The organism is Streptomyces sp. NPDC056160 (assembly GCF_042268205.1).
Lineage (GTDB): Bacteria > Actinomycetota > Actinomycetes > Streptomycetales > Streptomycetaceae > Streptomyces.
Genome location: NZ_JBHJUW010000006.1, coordinates 1 through 17962, shown reverse-complemented (window position 1 = coordinate 17962; position 17962 = coordinate 1). Strand labels below are relative to the sequence as shown.

General features: G+C 73.1%; 12 protein-coding genes and 1 pseudogene. 8 read left to right on the top strand and 5 right to left on the bottom strand.

From position 1 onward, the window contains the following. Positions 1-5 precede the first annotated feature (5 nt). Together ACFC02_RS03550 and ACFC02_RS03545 are read left to right on the top strand one after the other, a co-directional pair. Positions 6-641, top strand: a complete 636-nt coding sequence (locus ACFC02_RS03550) for a hypothetical protein (RefSeq protein ID WP_376351545.1) — start codon at positions 6-8, stop codon at positions 639-641. Between the two features lie 255 nt (positions 642-896). Then, positions 897-2765: an arabinofuranosidase catalytic domain-containing protein gene (locus ACFC02_RS03545; RefSeq protein ID WP_376351542.1), complete on the top strand. Its 1869-nt coding sequence runs from the start codon at positions 897-899 to the stop codon at positions 2763-2765. A 140-nt stretch (positions 2766-2905) separates the two neighbouring features. Here ACFC02_RS03545 and ACFC02_RS03540 read toward each other — a convergent pair whose 3' ends face one another. From ACFC02_RS03540 to ACFC02_RS03530, 3 genes are all read right to left on the bottom strand, one after another. Beyond that, positions 2906-8362 (bottom strand): DNA-binding protein, encoded by a 5457-nt coding sequence (locus ACFC02_RS03540; protein WP_376351539.1) that lies wholly within the window; start codon positions 8360-8362, stop codon positions 2906-2908. A 108-nt stretch (positions 8363-8470) separates the two neighbouring features. Continuing rightward, the gene (locus tag ACFC02_RS03535) at positions 8471-9343 is read right to left on the bottom strand and encodes a DUF4132 domain-containing protein (protein WP_376351798.1); all 873 of its coding nucleotides are present in this window, start codon (positions 9341-9343) and stop codon (positions 8471-8473) included. A gap of 186 nt (positions 9344-9529) precedes the next feature. Beyond that, positions 9530-11785, bottom strand: a complete 2256-nt coding sequence (locus ACFC02_RS03530) for an FG-GAP repeat domain-containing protein (protein ID WP_376351537.1) — start codon at positions 11783-11785, stop codon at positions 9530-9532. 161 nt (positions 11786-11946) lie between these two features. Between ACFC02_RS03530 and ACFC02_RS03525 the strand changes: the two genes are divergently transcribed. Both ACFC02_RS03525 and ACFC02_RS03520 read left to right on the top strand, forming a co-directional pair. Continuing rightward, complete coding sequence (locus ACFC02_RS03525; RefSeq protein WP_376351534.1) at positions 11947-12705, top strand: SDR family oxidoreductase; 759 nt, start codon at positions 11947-11949, stop codon at positions 12703-12705. Positions 12706-12721: 16 nt separating this feature from the next. After that, positions 12722-13396, top strand: coding sequence for a TetR/AcrR family transcriptional regulator (locus tag ACFC02_RS03520; RefSeq protein WP_376351532.1), 675 nt, complete (start codon positions 12722-12724; stop codon positions 13394-13396). 196 nt (positions 13397-13592) lie between these two features. Here ACFC02_RS03520 and ACFC02_RS03515 read toward each other — a convergent pair whose 3' ends face one another. Then, on the bottom strand, positions 13593-13829 hold the full coding sequence (locus tag ACFC02_RS03515) for a hypothetical protein (protein ID WP_376351530.1): 237 nt from the start codon (positions 13827-13829) through the stop codon (positions 13593-13595). Positions 13830-14359: 530 nt separating this feature from the next. Further along, positions 14360-14830, bottom strand: coding sequence for a MarR family winged helix-turn-helix transcriptional regulator (locus ACFC02_RS03510; protein WP_376351527.1), 471 nt, complete (start codon positions 14828-14830; stop codon positions 14360-14362). 218 nt (positions 14831-15048) lie between these two features. Here ACFC02_RS03510 and ACFC02_RS03505 point away from each other — a divergent pair, with 218 nt between their 5' ends. The 4 genes and pseudogenes from ACFC02_RS03505 to ACFC02_RS03490 form a co-directional block, all read left to right on the top strand. After that, a complete protein-coding gene (locus ACFC02_RS03505) occupies positions 15049-16335 on the top strand; it encodes an MFS transporter (protein WP_376351524.1) in 1287 nt (428 codons plus the stop codon). A 98-nt stretch (positions 16336-16433) separates the two neighbouring features. Then, positions 16434-17258, top strand: a complete 825-nt coding sequence (locus tag ACFC02_RS03500) for an aldo/keto reductase (protein ID WP_376351521.1) — start codon at positions 16434-16436, stop codon at positions 17256-17258. A 193-nt stretch (positions 17259-17451) separates the two neighbouring features. Beyond that, positions 17452-17721 (top strand): annotated as a pseudogene (locus ACFC02_RS03495) (SDR family NAD(P)-dependent oxidoreductase); the annotation flags it as partial. Between the two features lie 42 nt (positions 17722-17763). Then, on the top strand, positions 17764-17962 hold a 199-nt coding region (locus tag ACFC02_RS03490), incomplete at its 3' end, for a helix-turn-helix domain-containing protein (protein WP_376351518.1).

The following is a 17962-nucleotide window of genomic DNA, read 5'->3' as shown; positions in this document are numbered from 1 at the left end:
CCGCCGTGACCCACACACCCGCGCCCACCGACCGCCGAGAGCCCAAAGAGGTGTTCGGCCCTGGCTTCTCCCTCTTCGCCGACATGCTGCTGGTCGGCCTGCTGACCACGCTCGCCTGTCTCCCCGTGGTCACCGTCCCGGCCGCGTTCTCGGCGGCCTCGGCGACCCTCAGGAAAACCATCGACACCGGTGTGCAGGCCACGCTCGGCGCCTACCTCCGTCACCTGCGCACACATCTGTCCGCGGGCTCGCTGACCGCCGGTCTGCTCCCGCCCCTGCTCGTCCTGGTGCTGCTCCTCGACGCCGCCCTGGTGCACAGCGCGCTGCCCGGAGCCGGCGTCATGGCACCCGCTCTGCCGCTGCTCGCCCTGGGTGTGGCGGTCGTGGGGCTGCGGGCCACCGCCCTCGAAGCCCCGCACGGCCTGTCCGCGCGCGAGGCCCTGGTCCGCTCGGCCGCCGACCCGCGCGGCACGCTCCTGCTGGGCGGCGCCGCACTGCTCGCCGCCCTGCTCGCCTGGGCGATACCGCTGCTGCTGCCTCTGCTGCCCGGACCGCTGGCGTTCGCCGCCACCGTCGTGGACCTGCGCTCCGCCGCCGACCGGCGGCAGACCTCAGCCGCCGCCGACCGGTCACACACCTGAGCCGCCACCGAGCGCGAGCCGAAGATCCCGCTGGCGCGACTGCGGGAGATCCTCGCTCGGCCCCGCGCCCGCTGACACCCCCGGGGGGCGCGGGGTCGGGACACGGCGGCCGTACCTGGGCGCGTGTCACGTCCGGGACGGCCGCGTCGGCTGCCGGCCCGTCGGCCGTTCCACCTCGTCCGTTCCACCTCGCCCGTTCCACCTCGTCGACAACGCAGTCGACGAGACAGTCAACGACACAGATCGGACACGACCATGGCCGCTCCTCCAGCCCGTTCACGAGCACGCCGGCCGGTCCCGGTCCTGCTCTTCGCGATCCTTCTGATCCTGGCGGCGGCATCGACGGTGCCGGCCGCCGGCCGGGCCGGCGCGGACCCTGCCCGCGGCCGCGGTCACGGCGGGCCGTGCGACATCTACGCCGACGCGAAGACACCCTGCGTCGCCGCGTTCAGCACCACTCGCGCGCTGTTGCGCGGCTACGACGGTCCCCTTTACCAGGTCCAGCGCTCCGACAACGACGCCACACACGACGTCGGCCTGCTCAGCCGCGGGGGTTACGCCGACGCCGCGACCCAGGACGCCTTCTGCGCCGGCACCACCTGCACGGTGAGCATCGTCTACGACCAGACCGCGCGCCACAACGACCTGACCGTCGCGGGCCCCGGCACGGCAGGGCCGCAGAACTCCGGCGCGGTGGCCGACGCCCTGCCCGTCTCGATCGCCGGCCACCGGGCCTACGGCCTCTACCAGCCCAAGAAGACCGGCTACCGGCGCTCCAGCGTCGTCACGACCGGAACGGCTCGCGGGGCGCAGCCGGAGTCGATGTACGAGGTCGCCAGCGGAACCAACGTCAACGACGACTGCTGCTCGGACTTCGGCAACGTGGAGACCAGGCCGGAGGACACCGGTGAAGGCCACATGGACGCGGTCAACATCTCGTACATGAACGGCGCCGGCGCCACCGGCACCGGACCATGGGTGCAGGCGGACCTGGAGAACGGGGTCTTTCAGGGCGGCACCGGCACCTACCGCGGCAACCAGGGCGACGCCGGCAAGTTCGTCACCGCCCTGCTGAAGAACAACGGCACCGACCGGTTCGCCCTGAAGGGCGCCGACGCACAGCGCGGCTCCCTGTCCACCTGGTACGAAGGCCCCCTGCCCTCGGCACGGTACACACCGATGCGGTTGGAGGGCTCCATCGTGCTCGGCACCGGCGGTGACAACAGCAATCGCGGGATCGGTTCCTTCTTCGAGGGTGTGATGACGGCCGGGTACTCCGGCGCCGCCGCCGACGCCCTCGTCCAGGCAGACATCGCCGCGCAGCACTACCAGGCCGATTCCACCGGCCCGGGCACAGGCGCACCGATCATGACACCGGAGGGCCGGTGCCTGGCGGCCGCGGGCCGTGACGACGCCGTGGCGGGCACGCCGGTCGGAGCGGGCACCTGCCACACGATGGCGGCCGACGAGCACTGGGTGGCGTCGGACTTCGGCACCGCCGCGTTCACCGCGCTGGGCCGCTGCCTGGCGACGGGGGACGCCGAGGACGTCGTACTGGCCGACTGCACCGGCGCGGCCGGCCAGCAGTGGAAACCGCAGCCGGACGGCGGTGTCCGCAACGTCGGCACAGGGCGCTGCCTGACCGTGCCGGGCCATGACCGTCGGCCCGCGCTCCGTCTCGCCGCGTGCCGGGGCGAGGCGTCGCAGCGGTTCATCACCACGACCCCGCTGCACCACGGGGGCAAGTGTGTGGACGTCTCGGGCGACGACGTCGGCGGCAACCACGCGGCCGTCCAGGTCTGGGACTGCCGCACTCTGCCGCTGGGCGGCGCCGCCGCCCGTGACCAGCAGTGGACGCGCAATCTCGGCGACGGCTCGCTCCGCACTCTCGGCCGGTGCATGACGCCGCAGGGTTCGGGCACGGCGAACGGGACCGGGATCGAACTGGGTGACTGCGATGCCGCACCGGCCCAGCGCTGGCAGCAGCAGGCCGACGGCACGGTCAGGAACGTGGCCTCCGGCCGCTGCCTGTCCGACCCCGGCGCCACTCCCGTGAACGGGACCCGGCTCGAACTGAGGGACTGCGACGCGACGGCCCCCGGTCAGCAGTTCGCGTTCAACTGACGCGCCCGCCCGCAGGTCCGCCCGCAGGTCCGGCCGGCGAGCCGGCGGCCGGGCGGGCGGGCGGACCTGCGGGGTGGCGGGCGGGCGGACCGGCGAGGTGGCCGTTCGTGGGACGACGGCCGCCCCGCCCCGCCCCCGGCTCAGCGGCGGCTGCGCGGGCGCGGTACGGCGATCTCCTCCAGACGGGGTCCGTCCCCGTCCAGGACCCGCTGCCAGGCCTGCCGGTAGAGGTCCGCGACGGGCTGGGTGGGGACGACGACGCCGAGCGCGGCCTGCTCCCCGTGGAGGAGGTCGTACAGCGGCAGTTTCCACCGTTCCAGCGGTGTGTGGGGCTTGGCGAGGGCCTGCCAGGCACCGGGCAGGAACAGGGACCGTCCGGCTCTGGTGCGGGTGCCCTGCACCACGAGGTCGGTCGCGCCGAGTTCGGCGCGGGCGGCGCGGAGCCGGGCCGCCCCGCCTCGCTGCTTCGCCCATCCGGTCCAGCGGGCGGTGTTCTGGTCGGTCGGGTCCGGCATGGCGAGCAGCATCAGGTGGAGAACGGCCGCGTCCTCACTGATGCCGTACCGTCCGGCCGCGTCGGTGACCAGGTCGGGTACGGACAGGGCGGGGTTCTGCGGCCACCACAGGCCCTCCTCGTCGCGCCCGCCCGCCGCCGGTTCGCCGGGGTCGGCGAGCAGGAGGGCGAACCGCTCGTCATGGGCGAGGCGCAGAGCGGTCTGTTCGGCGGTCGGGCCCTCCTCGGGGAACAGGAGCGGCAGGTGCGGGTCGCCGCCGGACTCGTCGAGCAGCACCGGACGGACGGCGGGGTGCACCGGCCGGGTCTCCGTGTTCAGGACCCGGGTGCTCAGGACGACCGCGCCGTAGCGTTCGAAGTTCTCGCCGGTCTCCGTGGGCTCGCCGAGGTTGCGGCGGAGGTCGTCCAGGCCGTTCCACCTGTGCATCCGGATGAGCAGGCCCGGGTGGGCCAGTCGCTCGCGTACCGCGGCCAGTACCCCGGGGAGGGTGGCGCGCAGCGGGTCCCCGGAGGGGAGGCGGTGGGCGAGCCAGGCGGACAGGGCCACCGCGCCCTTGAGCGCGTCGGAGTCGAAGCCGCGGCCGCGGGCCGACGGAGCGCCGTAACCGGTCATGCCCCATTGCAGGTCGTGGGTCAGCTTCGGTTCGCGCTCCGGGTGGAGGAAGCCGTGCAGCGCCTCGTACGGCTCCCACCACGAGGGGGACACGGTGCGGACCGTGTCGTGGAGCACGTCCTCGGGCAGGGGGCTGCGCCGGCCCACCCGCTCGTTCCAGACCTCGGCCGCGGCGGTCGTGTCGGGGCCGTGCGTCCACAGCCGGGAGGGGTCGGCGGGCAGGAGTGCCGCCACGACCGCCCGGCGCGCGTCGCCGTCGACGGCCTTCAGGAGGTTCTTGGCGATCTGCGCGTCGGCCGCCTTCACGCCGATGACCTTCACAGTGGCGGTGGGTACGGGCTCGCGCTCGTCGTCGATCATGGGCAGTCCGGCGGCCACCAGCCGGCCCATGGTCGGCGTGACGCCGGTGAGCCGGGCGAACTCCTCTGCGGCCTCCGGGCGCCACGGCGCCGGGCCGCGTTCGGCGAGTTCGGCCCGGAAGGCCGCGAGCCAGCCGGGCGCACGCGCCGGTCCGGCGCTGAACGGTCCGGTGTGCACGAGGGTGTAGGGAGCGGGCACGTGGAACAGGCCCCGCGGATCGTGGTGGATCACGTCGAACTCCCTGCCCTCCGTCGCGGGCAGCGGCGGCCGGTCGGGGAAGCTGTACCGCCGGCCGGGGAAGAGGAGGAACGCGCCGTCCTCCAGGTCGAGCAGGGCTGTCGTGGACGGGACGGCCGGCAGGGCGTCGGGGCCCTCGAACAGGTCGTCGGCCAGGCGCAGCCGGGCGCGGCGCCACTGGCGGGGGTCGGGTGCGGAGAGGTTCTGGGCGTCCAGTTCCGCCAGGTAGGCGTCCAGCACGGTCCGGTCGCTGTCCGAGGTGGCCGCCGAGGCGGCCCGCAGCGCGAGGGTGGCGGGGAGTGTGGCCAGGCCCCACCAGTTCAGGTGGTCCAACGGCTCCGACCTGGGCAAGGAGACGTGCACGTGACCGGGCGGGACCGGCTCGCCGTGGCCGCGCCGTGACCGGCCGACCAGCCGCATGGCGTCTACGAGGTGGTGGTGCAGGTTGTAGTAGACGCCGCGGCCCATGAACGTGCCCAGCAGCCCGAGGCCGTCCAGCGCGGCGGCGAGCGTGGCGTCGCCCGGAGCGGGGGCTGCGGGTGGGGCGGGGCGGGGACTCGGGCTTGGGCCGAGGGTGGCGGTGGCGGTGGGGCTGGGGCTGGGGCTGGGGGAGGAGTTGGCTCCGGGGTCGGCGGTGGGGCTGGAGTCGGAGGTGGCACCGGCGGACGCGGCAGGGCCGGAGCCGGAGGTGGCGCCGAGGCCGGCGGCGGGGCCGGGGGGCTGCTCCTGCCCGGCGTTCTCCTCCCCCGGGGTCCGCTCCGGGGCCGCCTGTTCCCCTTCCGTTCCGGCCTGCCCCCCGGCGCCGCCCACAGCCGTGTCCAGGCGGGCGAGCACCGCGTCCAGGGTGCGCTGCCAGTCGGCGGCGAGCCGCACGACCCCGGCGATGCCCGCGCGCAGTGCCTCATGGGTGACCTGCGGGAGCAACGTACGGATCAGGTCGGACAGGTGGCCGGGGCCGCCGGTTCCGACCGGCGTCCCGGCCGCCCGCGGGTCCGCGTCGTCGCCCAGCCCGGCTTCGTCCGGTCGCGGTTCCGCCACGGCTGCCGCCAGGAGTGCCGCCGCCGTGCCCTCGTCGAGCCGGCGGAGCGCCGCGGAGCCCTGCGGGTCGCGCGGCTGGAGCAGGTGCCAGTAGCGCAGGGGCGGCAGCAGCGCGGTGCCCGCGGAGAAGCCTGCCCTGCGGCTCTGCTCCGTCGAGGCGGGGGTGCCCTCCGGGAACTGGGCCATCAGCGTGCCGTCCGCGTCGAACAGGCTGATGGGGGCGCCGTCCTGGACCACCGCCAGCGGCCGGTCGGAACCGGGGAACTCCAGCGCGTGCCACAGTTCCCGGGTGACCCGGTGGGATCCCGTCTGGCGCACGACGACCGAGCGTCCGGCCAGGTCCTCGCCGTGCAGGGAGCCGTCGGGCTGTTCCACCACCCGCCAGCCGATCAGGCCGCCGACCGGCGCGCACAGCGGGCCGGGCTCGGCGTGCGGAGCGGGCAGCAGCCGGCTGTTCCTCGCGAGGGTGCTGTGCGGCGGTGCGTCGCGCAGGCCCTCGGCGAACCAGTCCGGCATGCCCGGTTCGCCGCGCGTGCCCGTGAGCGGGTCGTACGTGTACCACTCGCCGGCCCGCACCCAGTAGGTCGTCCCGTCGCTGACCACGTGCCGTTGCTCGGGAACGACGGTGTCCCCCGGGCGCAGCACCCCCGCCCCGGTGGTGACCCCGCCCTCGGGAAGCGGAAGGGCGACGGAGGGCAGGTGCCGGCCGTACTCCCGCATGGAGTCGCAGCGGACGGCTTCAGGATCGGCCGGGAACGGCACCGGGGCGCTGCGCTCCCAGTAGCCCTGCTTGTCGGCGGGCCAGGGCGGGCTCCACCAGACGAACAGCTCCCCGTCGACGTAGCGGCAGCCGACGGCTCGCAGACCCCAGACCGAGGGCTGGTCCGTCACCTCGGGCGGCAGACGCAGTTCGTGCGTGTGCACGGTGCCCTGCGCGTCGATCACGCGGGCCTGTTTGCCGGCCAGGACGACGAGGTGGGGCCAGGCGTCGCTGACGTGGATGCGGCCTGCCGGGTACGGCGCACCGGCTGCCGCGACGGCTTCCTCCCAGGCGGGCCAGCCCAGTTCGTCGATGATGCCCGACCGCAGGGCGCGGGTGAGCGCCGGGGCCAGGCCGGTGCTCAGTGCCTCGCGCACCGCGTCCTCGGCGAGCGCCAGGGTTTCGCCCGGCAGCCAGTCGAGCGGGTCGAGCGGCCGGTCGTACGGGGCGGCGAACCCGGCGAGTTCCACGGGCAGGTACTTGCGGGCGACCTCGCCCGTCCATTCGGCGAGCATCGGGCGTCCGCCGGGGGATTCGGCCAACGCCGTGAGGGTCCGTACGTCGTCCTTCCCCCGGTACCCGGGGCAACTGCGCCGGAACGCCCGCCGGAAGCGGGGGTCGGTCTCCAGCGCGCGGAGGTCGCGCCGGTTCTCGTCGACGGCCCACCGGTCCAGGGAGAGGGAGTGCCGGGGCGGGGGGTCCGCCACCGGTATGCCGAGGGCCAGCAACTGGTCGAGGAGGTTCACGTCATGGACGGCCGGCAGAGGGTCCGCGCAGGGGGAGGGCCCGGGGCTCGGATCGACGCCCGACCCCCCGCCCCGTTCGGGACCCGGCTCCACGCCCGGTTCGGAGCGCGGATCGTCGCCCGGTTCGGAGTGCGGATCGTCGCCCGGCTCGGGGCGGAGTTCGGTGCGCAGTGCGCCGGCCATGCGCTCGATGAGGGGATGCACCTCGGCCGGCGTGTGCGACCCCACCAGCGGCAGGAGTCTGCGGACCCAGCCGGAGGCGCCGTCGGGCGGACGCACGTCGGCGGGCAGCGCGGTGTCGCACAGCCCGGCGGCGGCACCGGACCTCTCCAACAAGTCCAGCCACTGGGGCAGTTCCTCCCTCTCCCAGCCCGAGGGCATCAGCCCCAGCAAAACCCCGCGGAAAGCGGGCTCCTCGCGGGTCAGCTCCAGCAACGCCCGCCGGTGGGCCTTCCACCAGCCGGGCGGCGCCTTCTGTGTGCCGGGCTGTACCAGCATCTCGCGCAGATGGGCGATCTCCTCGGCGAGGGCGTCCTTGCCCGCGGTCTCCTTCGCCAACCGGCGCAGGTCACCCGCGCCCGGACTCGACGGAGCCAGCCCGTGTTGCGCGAGCCGGACGAAGAGCCGGCGCAGGTGCCGGAACGCCGTCTGTGGCGGGACCCGGGACGACAGGCCCTTGGCATAGCTGGAAAGCATCTTCGTCGGCACGGCCTCGGCCAGGGAGAACTCCAGGAAGACCGCGTCCATGCGCTCCTCGTCGAACGGCAGCGCGTACGCCGTCTCGGCCTTGCGGGCGTTGACGAACATCAGGGACGCGTACGTCGTCTCGTCGGCGGCGAGGAAGACCCGGCCCGCCTGCTCGTAGAAGGTCGGCAGGAAGTGCGGTACCGCACCGGCGAGGCGTTCGCCGATCGCCTCGTAGGCTGCGCGTGCCTTCTTCGGCCTGGACTGCGCGGTCCGTGCGATCCGGTCCATCTCCTCGGTGACGGACATCGCCAGGTGCCCGTCCGAGGGGTGGTGCACCAGCACCCATTCCGGGAAGCCGAGGGCGCGGGGCCGCCCGAGACCGACCTCGACCGCCTCGCCTTCGGGTTCCAGGCCGAGGAATCCGGTGCCGGGGTCCTCGGCGGGCTCCGCGGCGACCAGGCGTACGACGATCCGGTCGTCCAGGGCGGGATGACGGAAGGCCTGGGTGAGCATCGGCACGGCGCGGGCGCCCGCGGTGGCGGCTCCGGATGGCAGTACGGCACCGGCCCGCAGCAGCTCCTCCGCCTGCGCCTGTGCTGCCGCCTCCGCCGTCGCTCCGTCCTCGGTGACTGAGCCGTTCATGGGTACGCGCCTTCCGTGCGTGCTGTACGTGTTGTGTGTGCCGAGCGTGCTGTACGTGCCGTGCCTACGGTGGGTTACGTCCGTGGGAGCGCCGTGGTGCCGCGCCGTTCACACCGAGTCGTCGTCCACGGGCGCGCTACGGCCCCCGGCGTGCAGGGCGGCGGCCATGCGCATGCCCTCGGACCAGGCCACCGGGCCGACGTCGGCCAACGGCATCCGGTCCTCGTGACGAGTGCCCCAGGCCAGGCCGCCGGTCCACGCCTGCTCCTCGGTGTAGGGGTCGCCGATCGCGACCGACGCGGTGACGACCCGCCCCGCCTCCCGTATCCGGTCGGTGGCGTACTGCCCGGCGACCTTGTAACCGAGGGCGGTGGCACGGGCGGAGAGGCGGAACCAGGAGCTGTACTCGGCGCCCGCGAACTCGGTGACGCCACGGGCTTCGGGGTCGAGCCCGTCAGGCTTGTGCCACACGGCACGGTCCAGCTGCTCGACGCCCTGGACGGCGCCCAGTTCGCCGGCGCGTGCCCGCAGGGTCTCCAGGTCGGAAAGGAGGATGGGGTGCGGCATGGTCACGGTGCGGGCGCGGACGACGACGGTCCCGCCGTCCGGGGCCAGCAGCCGCAGGTGGCCGGAGACGTCGGCGTCCCGCAGGAAGCCGACGTCGTCCGGACGCCCGCCGACCACGACGAGGTCACGCAGCGCCGACCGCCATGCCTCGTCGGGCCACACCCGAGCCAGCAGAACGGTCGGCACCGGCAAGGACGACACCACCCAGGTGTCGACCTGCGCCACGCAGTCGGCCGCGTGCCGGTCCAGCCACTGGGCGAGCCGCTCCAGCTCGATCACCTCGGGACGGTCCCGTAGCTCCGCCGGCAGGCTCTGCGACCCCGCCGCCGAGGACGGCTCGGACACGGCCCGCGCCACCACCCGCCCTTGGTCGAGGGCGATTTCGTAGTCGTCGCCCGCCGCCACCCACCCCATGGTGTCCCGCCCCTCGCTCGTCTCACCCGCCGTGCTCGCCCTGATGGCCCGCAAGGCACCGCGAAACTCCCGGGAGTTCGGACCGGCCCGCTGCACCGCGGCCACGACGAAAGACTAAGCGCCCCCACTGACAGTCCCCCGGCGCGGCCGGGCATGGTGCCGCTCCACGCCCGGCCGCCCTCGCGCTCACACGACGGAGTTGTAGCCCGGTTCCGCGAAGAACAGGCCGGTGAGCCTGCGCGCTCGGAAGGGAGCGTGCGAGTCGCCGGTGCCCGGGTAGAAGTAGGTCTCGCTTCCGGGACCGTACGTGAACAGGTCGGGGCGTCCGTCCCGGTCACCGTCGCCGATGCCGACGATCTGGCCGTAGGCTCCCCAGCCGCCGCCGATCCTGGTGCGGGCGGCGAAGGTGCCGTCGCCCTTGCCGAGGTAGAGCCACAGGACGCCGTGGGTGTCCCGGGCGACGAGGTCCCCGGCGGTCGAGCCGCCGACGTTGCCCACGGCGGTGATCTGGTTGTAGGTGTTCCAGCCGGCGGAACCGACCTTGACGCGTGCCGCGTAGGGCGCGGCCGCCTTGCCGGTGCCCCGGTACCACCACAGGGCGCCGCTGGTGTCGGTGGCGAGGAGGGCGGCCTTGCCGTCGTTGTCGAGGTCTCCACCCCCGGTGATCTTGTTGTAGACGCCCCAGCCGGCGCCGATCCTGGTGCGGGCGGCGAAAGTGCCGTCGCCCTTGCCGAGGTAGAGCCACAGGACGCCGTGGGTGTCCCGGGCGACGAGGTCCCCGGCGGTCGAGCCGCCGACGTTCCCGGCGGCCTCGATCTGGTCGTAGGCGTTCCAGCCGCCGCCGACCAGCTTGTGTTCCGGCTCCGACAGGTGGCCGCTGACGTCGACGTCCGGATCGTAGTAGGTGTCGGAGCGCCACAGCCGACCGGAGGAGTCCCGCGCGAGGACGTCCGGGGAGCCGTTGTCGTTGTAGTCGTGCGGAGCGGGCTTGCGGACGACCTTGAACTTGCCGGAGGCGGTCAGGGTCGGGCCGATGCCGTTGGTCGGCCGCGCGCTGAGCTCCCACGTGTAGTCGCCGTTGCCCCCACTGGACCGGTTGCCGAGCTCGCCCGCCCACTCGAACTCGAAGCCCGGCGTATCCGGGTAGGAGAGGTACGTGCGATCGGTCTTCCCCGTCCGGACGTGACGAAGGGTGACCGTCACCTCCGCGTTCTTGCGGGACAGCCGCCAACTCATCTTCACCCTGCCGCGGTTGCGGTCCAGGTCGATCACGGCGGGGATGTCGTGGCCGACCAGAGTGAGTTTGGTCGGCTCGCCGGTGCTCGCCACCATGCGCGCTGCCGGGACTCCGTTCGTACCCGGGGCGACGCGGTAGACACCCTCGCCCTGGGCGACGGTGCCGCCGCGGACGTACTGTGTGCCGTCGGGCGCGGTGGCGGCCGAGACCATGTGGTCGAGCAGCTTGTGCGTGCTCCCGTCCGCCAGGTTGTACGCGGTCCACGCGTCCAGCGGGTCAGGGGAGCCGGTTCCGATGTCCAGGCCTTCGCCGTACGTCAGCCAGTCGCCCACCAGGCCGACCTTGATGTCGCTCGTGTACGGCACGCCCACGGAGAACCTCCGGATCGTGTCGGTACCGCGGGTGCGGACGGCGATCCCCGGACGGTGCGGATCGTCGTACTCGACCCAGGCGAGGTGTGTTCCGGACACCGCGACGTCCCCGTGCACGGCGGCGGCGGGGACGTCGTAGGTTTCGGTCACCGTGCCGGTGGCGAGGTCGAGGAAGCCCCAGTGCCTGGCCGAAGTACCGGTGCTGAAGGTGACCAGGGCCTGGACGGGGGTGCCCGCCTTGACGGTGATGTCCCGGGCGTCGGACGGGAGCCCGGTCACCGCGGTTGCGCCGCCGGCCTCGGTACGCATCTCGAGAGACTGGCCTGTGGCCGCGTTGCCCAGGACGACGAAGAGTGCATTGCCTGCGGCTCCCGCGTACTGGTGGCCGGGGAGCGACGCGAGGTCGACCTCCAGCACGTTCCGGCCGGTGGACATGTCCCTGAGCAGGGCCTTGCCGGGCTCCTGAAGGGCCACGAGGTCACCCGATCCGGTGGCGAGCGTGTTACCGATACCCGGCAGCTTGGTGGAGGAACCGTCCGAGGTTCGCGTCCAGGAGTAGGTACGGGACATCTTGTCCCAGGTCAGAAGGCCTGTCGCGGTGGCACCGGCGATGTCCACGAGGGACGGGAAAGCCACGTTGGACTGCGCGGCCGCACCGGCCGCCGTGGTGCCCTCGGCACCCGAAGCGGCGCTCCCCGAAACGGCGGCCGCAGGGGTAGCGGTCGCGGGGGCGGCGGTCGCGGGGGCGGTCAAGCTGGTGGCGCCCAGGGTGGCGGCGAGAACGGCGGTGACGGCGAGGGCGAGCCGTCGCGCGGCAGGACGGGGGTGAGGCAAGTTCTGTTCCTCCTCAGGGGACAGGCGCTCCATGCGCCTCTTCCGTCAGACCACGGCGCACGGGCATTGGTTGTACAGGACGACTGGCACTTTTGAACGGAGCGCTCCGCTCCGATAAGGTCCGCACGGCGTACCCGCTCACCGGCACGGAGGAGACACACATGAAGGCGACGACCAAGCCGACCGCGCTGGTCACCGGCGGCAGCCGGGGCATCGGCGCGGCCACCTCTCGTGAGCTGGCGGTCCGCGGTTACCGCGTGGCCGTGAACTACCACTCGAACCGGGAGGCGGCCGACCAGGTGGTCAAGCGGATCGAGGCCGACGGCGGCGAAGCCCTGGCCGTGCAGGCCGATGTGCACGACCCCCGGCAGGCAGCGGAACTGCTGGAGCGCGCCACGGTCGACGGGCGTCTGGACGTCCTCGTCTGCAATGCCGGTGCTCGCTTCACACCGACCCCGATCTCCAGGCTCACCTGGGACGACTTCCACGCGAAGGTGACGGACGAGCTGGCGTCCGCCTACACCCTGACCCAGCGGGCGCTGCCGATCATGGAGGCGCAGGGCGGGGGCCGGATCGTGTACGTGTCCAGTGCCGTGGCCGACGGGCCGCCCACCGTGGGCATGGCCGCGCACGGCACCGCCAAGGCGGCGCTGAACACCTTCGCCCGCTTCGTCGCGTACGAGGCCGGCCCGCTCGGCGTCAACGTCAACGTCGTGGCGCCCGGCTTCGTCCGCACCGAGGCCAGCGCCGGCATGCCGCTCCAGTTCCAGCGGCGGCTGGCGGAGGGCACCCCGCTCGGGCGGGTCGCGGAACCGGAGGACGTGGCCCGGGCGATCGCGATGCTCGTCGGGGAGGACGCCGCCTTCATCACCGGCTCGGTCGTCACCGTCGACGGCGGGCACGGCGTGGCGCGCCCGTAAGGGAGAATGCTGCGTCATGGGTGACACGCACGCGGGCAAACCGCGCGGCCGGCAGCGGGAGGCGGACCGCAACGACGCCCGCCTCTTCCGAGCGGCACGCGAGGTCTTCGCCGAGCGCGGCTGGGACGCCCCCGTGTCGGAGATCGCCCGGCGGGCCGGCATAGGCATGGGAAGTCTCTACCGCCGCTACCCCAGCAAGGAGCTGCTGGCGCAGCGGATGCGGATCGCTGGGATGGAACAGCTTGTCGCCCAGGCGCGGACGGCCCTCGCGGAGGAGCCGGGCCCCTGGGCGGCTTTCGTCCGCTTCCTGCGGGACGCGTTGTCGGCCCAGGGTGGTGCCGGCCCGCTCCTCCCCCTGGTCGGCGGCCGGCTGCCGGCCACGGAGGAGATCGCGGCTGCCCGGGACCGGTTGCGTGCCGCGCTCGAGGAGCTGGTGGGCAGCGCACACCGGGCCGGGGTGCTGCGCACCGATTTCACGTCCGCCGACGTACCGCTGCTGCTCGAACACCTCAGCGTGCGGATCCCCGTCACCGGCGAGCGCGCCACCGCGCTGCACCTGCGTTACCTGGACCTGGTCCTCGCCGGCCTCCGCACCCAGGCCGCCACCGAGCCCGGCGTCCTGCCCGGCCCCGCGCCGCACTGGGGGGAACTCTCCGAACTGTGGAACGCGCCCGGGGCGCCGAAGGGATGACGGCCGAAAGGCTCCGCGCCCGGACTTGACCGAGGCGCGCTCCGGGTGGTCCGGACCGGACCGGTCACTGCCCATCTGCCCCCGCTCGGCCTGAACCCCGCCGCGCACCGGACGCCGCGGCCCTCCGGTGCCGTCGGCCCTCCGATGCCGTCGGCCCTCCGGTGCCGTCGGCCGGAGGGCGGCCCGCAGCGGCCGGTCAGCCGGCCAGGTGGGTGTCGAAGAAGCCGCACGACAAGGAGACATACGGCACTCCCGCCGGCTCTGTACTCACGGAGCGAGGCGGTGTGGGTCGGTTCAGCCGCCAGACCACGTCGATGCCGCAGCCGGAGGGGGCTGCGGGCGGTGGTGTCCGCTCGCGCCGGATCTCCGTGAACCCCAGTCGGCGCGCCACGGCACCACTGCTGGTGTTGGCCAGATCGTGCGTGATCTCCACGTAACTCCACGTCCGGCAGGGCGAACAGCTCGTTCACCAGGGCCCCCGTCGCCCGCGTGGCGATGCCCCGGCCGACGGCGGCGGGGTGGAGTCAGTAGCCCAGCCTCCACCCCGGGGGCTCGGCCGCTCGGTGGGCCTGGCACATGCCGACGTAGCGTGCCGCCCTGGTCGAGGGCGTAGTTGTACGTCTCGCCGCTCGCCCACTTCGACTCGGACTTCGCCAGGAAGTCCCGGGTGCTCTCCTCACTGTGCCGGGCGACCCAGGGCATCCACGGGAGCAGGTGGTCCACGGACTCCTCGATCAACTTGAACGCCTGGGCGGCATCGCGCTGCCCCCGCCAGCGCCGCAGGACGAGGTCTCCGCACTCGATGATCTGACTCGGTCGGTCCATGGCGGCCATGATTGTTTCGCGGCGCGGGACTTGGCAATGAGAGGAAACGCCGAGCGCGCCGGCCGTCCCCTCGCCTGCGACGGCAGGCCATTGGCCTGCTCACACCCGCATGTCATACCGGCAGGCCATACGGGTAGGTCATACCGGCAGGTCAGCGGCCTGTGGTGACGGCTGGACGACATGGACCAAGGGCGCGAGCACGGGATCGGCGGCGGCCCGGTCGAGGGCCTTGCGCAGGGCCGTGCCGTGAGTGGGCCTGGCCTCTTCCAGCAGGCGCAGGCCGGCGTCGGTGACGTCGGTGTAGATGCCGCGGCGGTCGGTGGGGCACAGGTAGCGCGAGAGCAGCCCGCGGTCCTCCAGCCGGGTCACCAGCCGCGTGGTGGCGCTCTGGCTGAGGACGACCGAGTCCGCGACCTGCCGCATCTGCAGGTGCCCGCCCTCGCCGTCGTGCTGGCGGCTCAGCACGTCCAGCAGCGAGTACTCGCGTGCGCTCAACCGGTGTGCGGTCTGGAGCGCGCGTTCGACGCTGCCCTCGATCCGCCCGTGCAGCAGCGAGAGCGCCGACCAGTTGTGCGCCAGCGCGGTCAGCGCCGGATCGGTGGCGGTCATGGGGCGACTCCCTCGGTCGGCTCGTACGAGCGGTGGGACCGGCCGGCAGGGGCCGCCTGCCGCCGCATCACGGGCTTCATCATACCCGCGCTTGCCATTAACCGTCGCATGCAACTATTGTCGACGCACGTAAGGCGCTGGCGCAATCCACGCCGTGATCACGCCCATCGCCCTCACCCCAGCTCACCTCCCCCTCACCTACGCAAAGGACCCTCGTCATGCCGCTCGCACTCCTGGCCCTGGCCATGGGGGCCTTCGGAATCGGCACCACGGAATTCGTCATCATGGGGTTGCTGCCCCAGGTCGGCGCGGACCTCGGCGTGTCCGTGCCGACGGCCGGTTTCCTGGTCACCGGCTACGCCCTCGGGGTCATGGTCGGCGCACCGATCATGACCGTCCTCGGCACCAGGATCACCCGCAAGAACATGCTCATGCTGCTCATGGGCCTGTTCATCCTCGGCAACCTGATCTCCGCGCTCGCCCCCGTCTTCGCCGTCATGCTGATCGGCCGAGTGGTGGCCTCACTGGCCCACGGCGCCTTCTTCGGCATCGGTTCCGTCGTCGCCGCCGAGCTGGTGGCACCGGAGAAGAAGGCCGGCGCCATCTCCATGATGTTCACCGGCCTGACCGTGGCCAACGTCGTGGGTGTACCGCTGGGCACCCTCGTCGGCCAGAGCGCCGGCTGGCGCGTGACCTTCCTCATCGTCGCCGCCCTCGGCGTGCTCGGACTGGCCGGCGTCGCCAGACTCGTACCGGACGTCCCCAAGCCGGACGGGGTCCAGCTGCGGCACGAGGTCGCCGCGTTCAGGAACGCCCAGGTCATTCTGGCCATGGTCATGACGGTGCTCGGCTTCGGCGGCGTGTTCGCCGCGATCACCTACATCGCGCCGATGATGACGCAGGTCAGCGGCTTCGCGGAATCCTCCGTCACCTGGCTGCTGGTCGTGTTCGGGCTGGGCATGGTGACGGGCAACCTCGTCGGCGGCCGTTTCGCGGACCGCAGGCTCATGCCCCTGCTCTACACCTCCCTGGGCGGCTTGGCACTGGTCCTGCTGCTGTTCACCTTCCTGGCCTCCGGCAAGACCGCGTCCGTCGTGGCCGTCTTCCTCATCGGCGCCCTCGGCTTCGCCACCGTCCCGCCCCTGCAGAAGCGAGTCCTGGACCACGCCCACGGCGCGCCGACACTGGCCTCGGCGGCCAACATCGGCGCCTTCAACCTGGGCAACGCCCTGTCCGCCTGGCTCGGCGGCCTGGTGATCTCGGCGGGCTTCGGCTACGCCGCGCCCAACGCCGTAGGGGCCGTCCTGGCCGCCGCCGCGCTGGCACTGGCCGTCGTATCGCACCGCCTGGAACTGCGGACCGCCGCGGGCGCCGCCACCACCGCGGGGACTGCCGGGACCGCCCGGAATGCCGTGACCGCGGAGCCTGGCGAGGCTGTCGCGTCCGGCGCCGGGGCCGGTGGGGCGGCCCCCGCGGGCGCCGTGTCGGGCGCCGCCCGCTCCTGACTCCCGCGACACACCACCAGACACACACCGACCAGAAGCACACCGACAGAACACCTCACGAAAACGCACCACCAGAAACACCCGAGAAAGGCCCCTTCATGACTTCCGTTCCGAACGTGACGCTCAACAACGGCGTGACCATGCCGCAGCTGGGCTTCGGCGTCTTCCAGGTCCCCGACGAGGAGACCACCGCCGCCGTCACCCACGCCTTGGAGGCCGGTTACCGCAGCATCGACACCGCCGCGGTCTACGGCAACGAGCGCGGCGTCGGCAAGGCCATCGCGGCCGCCGGCCTCCCCCGCGAGGAGCTGTTCGTCACGACCAAGCTGTGGAACGCGGACCAGGGCCGCGGCCGCACCCTGCACGCCTTCGACGCCTCCCTGGACAAGCTCGGCCTCGACCACGTCGACCTCTACCTCGTCCACTGGCCGACCCCGGCCCGTGACCTGTACGTGGAGACCTACAAGGCGTTGGAGAAGATCCTCGCCGACGGGCGTGCCCGCGCCATCGGCGTCTCGAACTTCCAGGTCCCGCACCTTCGGCGGCTCATGGAACACACCGGTGTCACCCCGGCGGTCAACCAGGTGGAGCTGCACCCCGGCCTCCAGCAGACCGCGCTGCGCGCCTTCCACGCCGAGCACGGCATCGCCACCGAGGCCTGGAGCCCGCTGGCCCAGGGAGCCGTCCTCGGTGACGCGGCGATCGTGGGAATCGCCGAGGCGTATGGCGTAACCCCGGCGCAGGTCGTCCTGCGCTGGCACCTGCAGACCGGCAACATCGTGATCCCGAAGTCCGTCACCCCCGACCGCATCCGGCAGAACCTCGACGTCTTCGGCTTCCAGCTCACCGACGCCGACATGAACGCCCTCGCTCGTCTGGACCGGGGTCTGCGCACCGGCCCGGACCCTGACACCCTCAACTGACCGGCAACGAACGGGAGATGACCGTAACGGAGCCTGAAGCCCCGTAGGCGACCGCCGTGGCCGCCCGGAGCGCCCGGCCCCTCCGCCCTTGCCGGACGGGCCGGGCGCTCCGGGACTCGGAGTCTTCGCGACTCGGAGTCTTCGGGACTGGGACACCGACGGCGACTCCCCCACCTCGACGAGGGGAATCCTCATGCAGATCGATCTCTCCGGCCGCACCGCCCTGGTCACCGGCTCCACGCAGGGCATCGGCCAGGCCATCGCCACGGGACTCGCCCGCGCGGGCGCCCGCGTCGCCGTGAACGGGCGCGGCGAGGAGCGCGTCGCCGAGGCCGTCCGCACCGTGCGGGCCGATTCGGGCGGTGGCGACGTCACTGGCGCCGTGGGCGACCTGGCGACGGAGCGGGGCGCCGCCGCCGTGCTGGAGGCCGTGCCCGCGGTCGACATCCTCGTCAACAACCTCGTGTCCCGAGTCTTAGGAAAGCCGTAGAAGTATGCTGGGCTCATGGCGCGCATGGGTCGGCCGACGGTCGAAGTGGTTCTGACGGATGACGAGCGTGAGACGTTGGTGCGCTGGTCGCGGCGGGCAACGTCCGCGCAGGCTCTGGCGCTGCGGTGCCGGATCGTCCTCGCATGCGCTGACGGGCTGTCGAACACCCAGGTGGGCGCGGACCTCGGGATCCACCCGACCACGGTGGCCACGT

Coding starts and splice junctions, on each gene's coding strand:
- ACFC02_RS03510 (WP_376351527.1), bottom strand. CDS start 14,830: ATGACCGCCACCGATCCGGCGCTGACCGCGCTGGCGCACAACTGGTCG.
- ACFC02_RS03540 (WP_376351539.1), bottom strand. CDS start 8,362: ATGAACGGCTCAGTCACCGAGGACGGAGCGACGGCGGAGGCGGCAGCA.
- ACFC02_RS03535 (WP_376351798.1), bottom strand. CDS start 9,343: ATGGGGTGGGTGGCGGCGGGCGACGACTACGAAATCGCCCTCGACCAA.
- ACFC02_RS03500 (WP_376351521.1), top strand. CDS start 16,434: ATGACTTCCGTTCCGAACGTGACGCTCAACAACGGCGTGACCATGCCG.
- ACFC02_RS03525 (WP_376351534.1), top strand. CDS start 11,947: ATGAAGGCGACGACCAAGCCGACCGCGCTGGTCACCGGCGGCAGCCGG.
- ACFC02_RS03520 (WP_376351532.1), top strand. CDS start 12,722: ATGGGTGACACGCACGCGGGCAAACCGCGCGGCCGGCAGCGGGAGGCG.
- ACFC02_RS03505 (WP_376351524.1), top strand. CDS start 15,049: ATGCCGCTCGCACTCCTGGCCCTGGCCATGGGGGCCTTCGGAATCGGC.
- ACFC02_RS03545 (WP_376351542.1), top strand. CDS start 897: ATGGCCGCTCCTCCAGCCCGTTCACGAGCACGCCGGCCGGTCCCGGTC.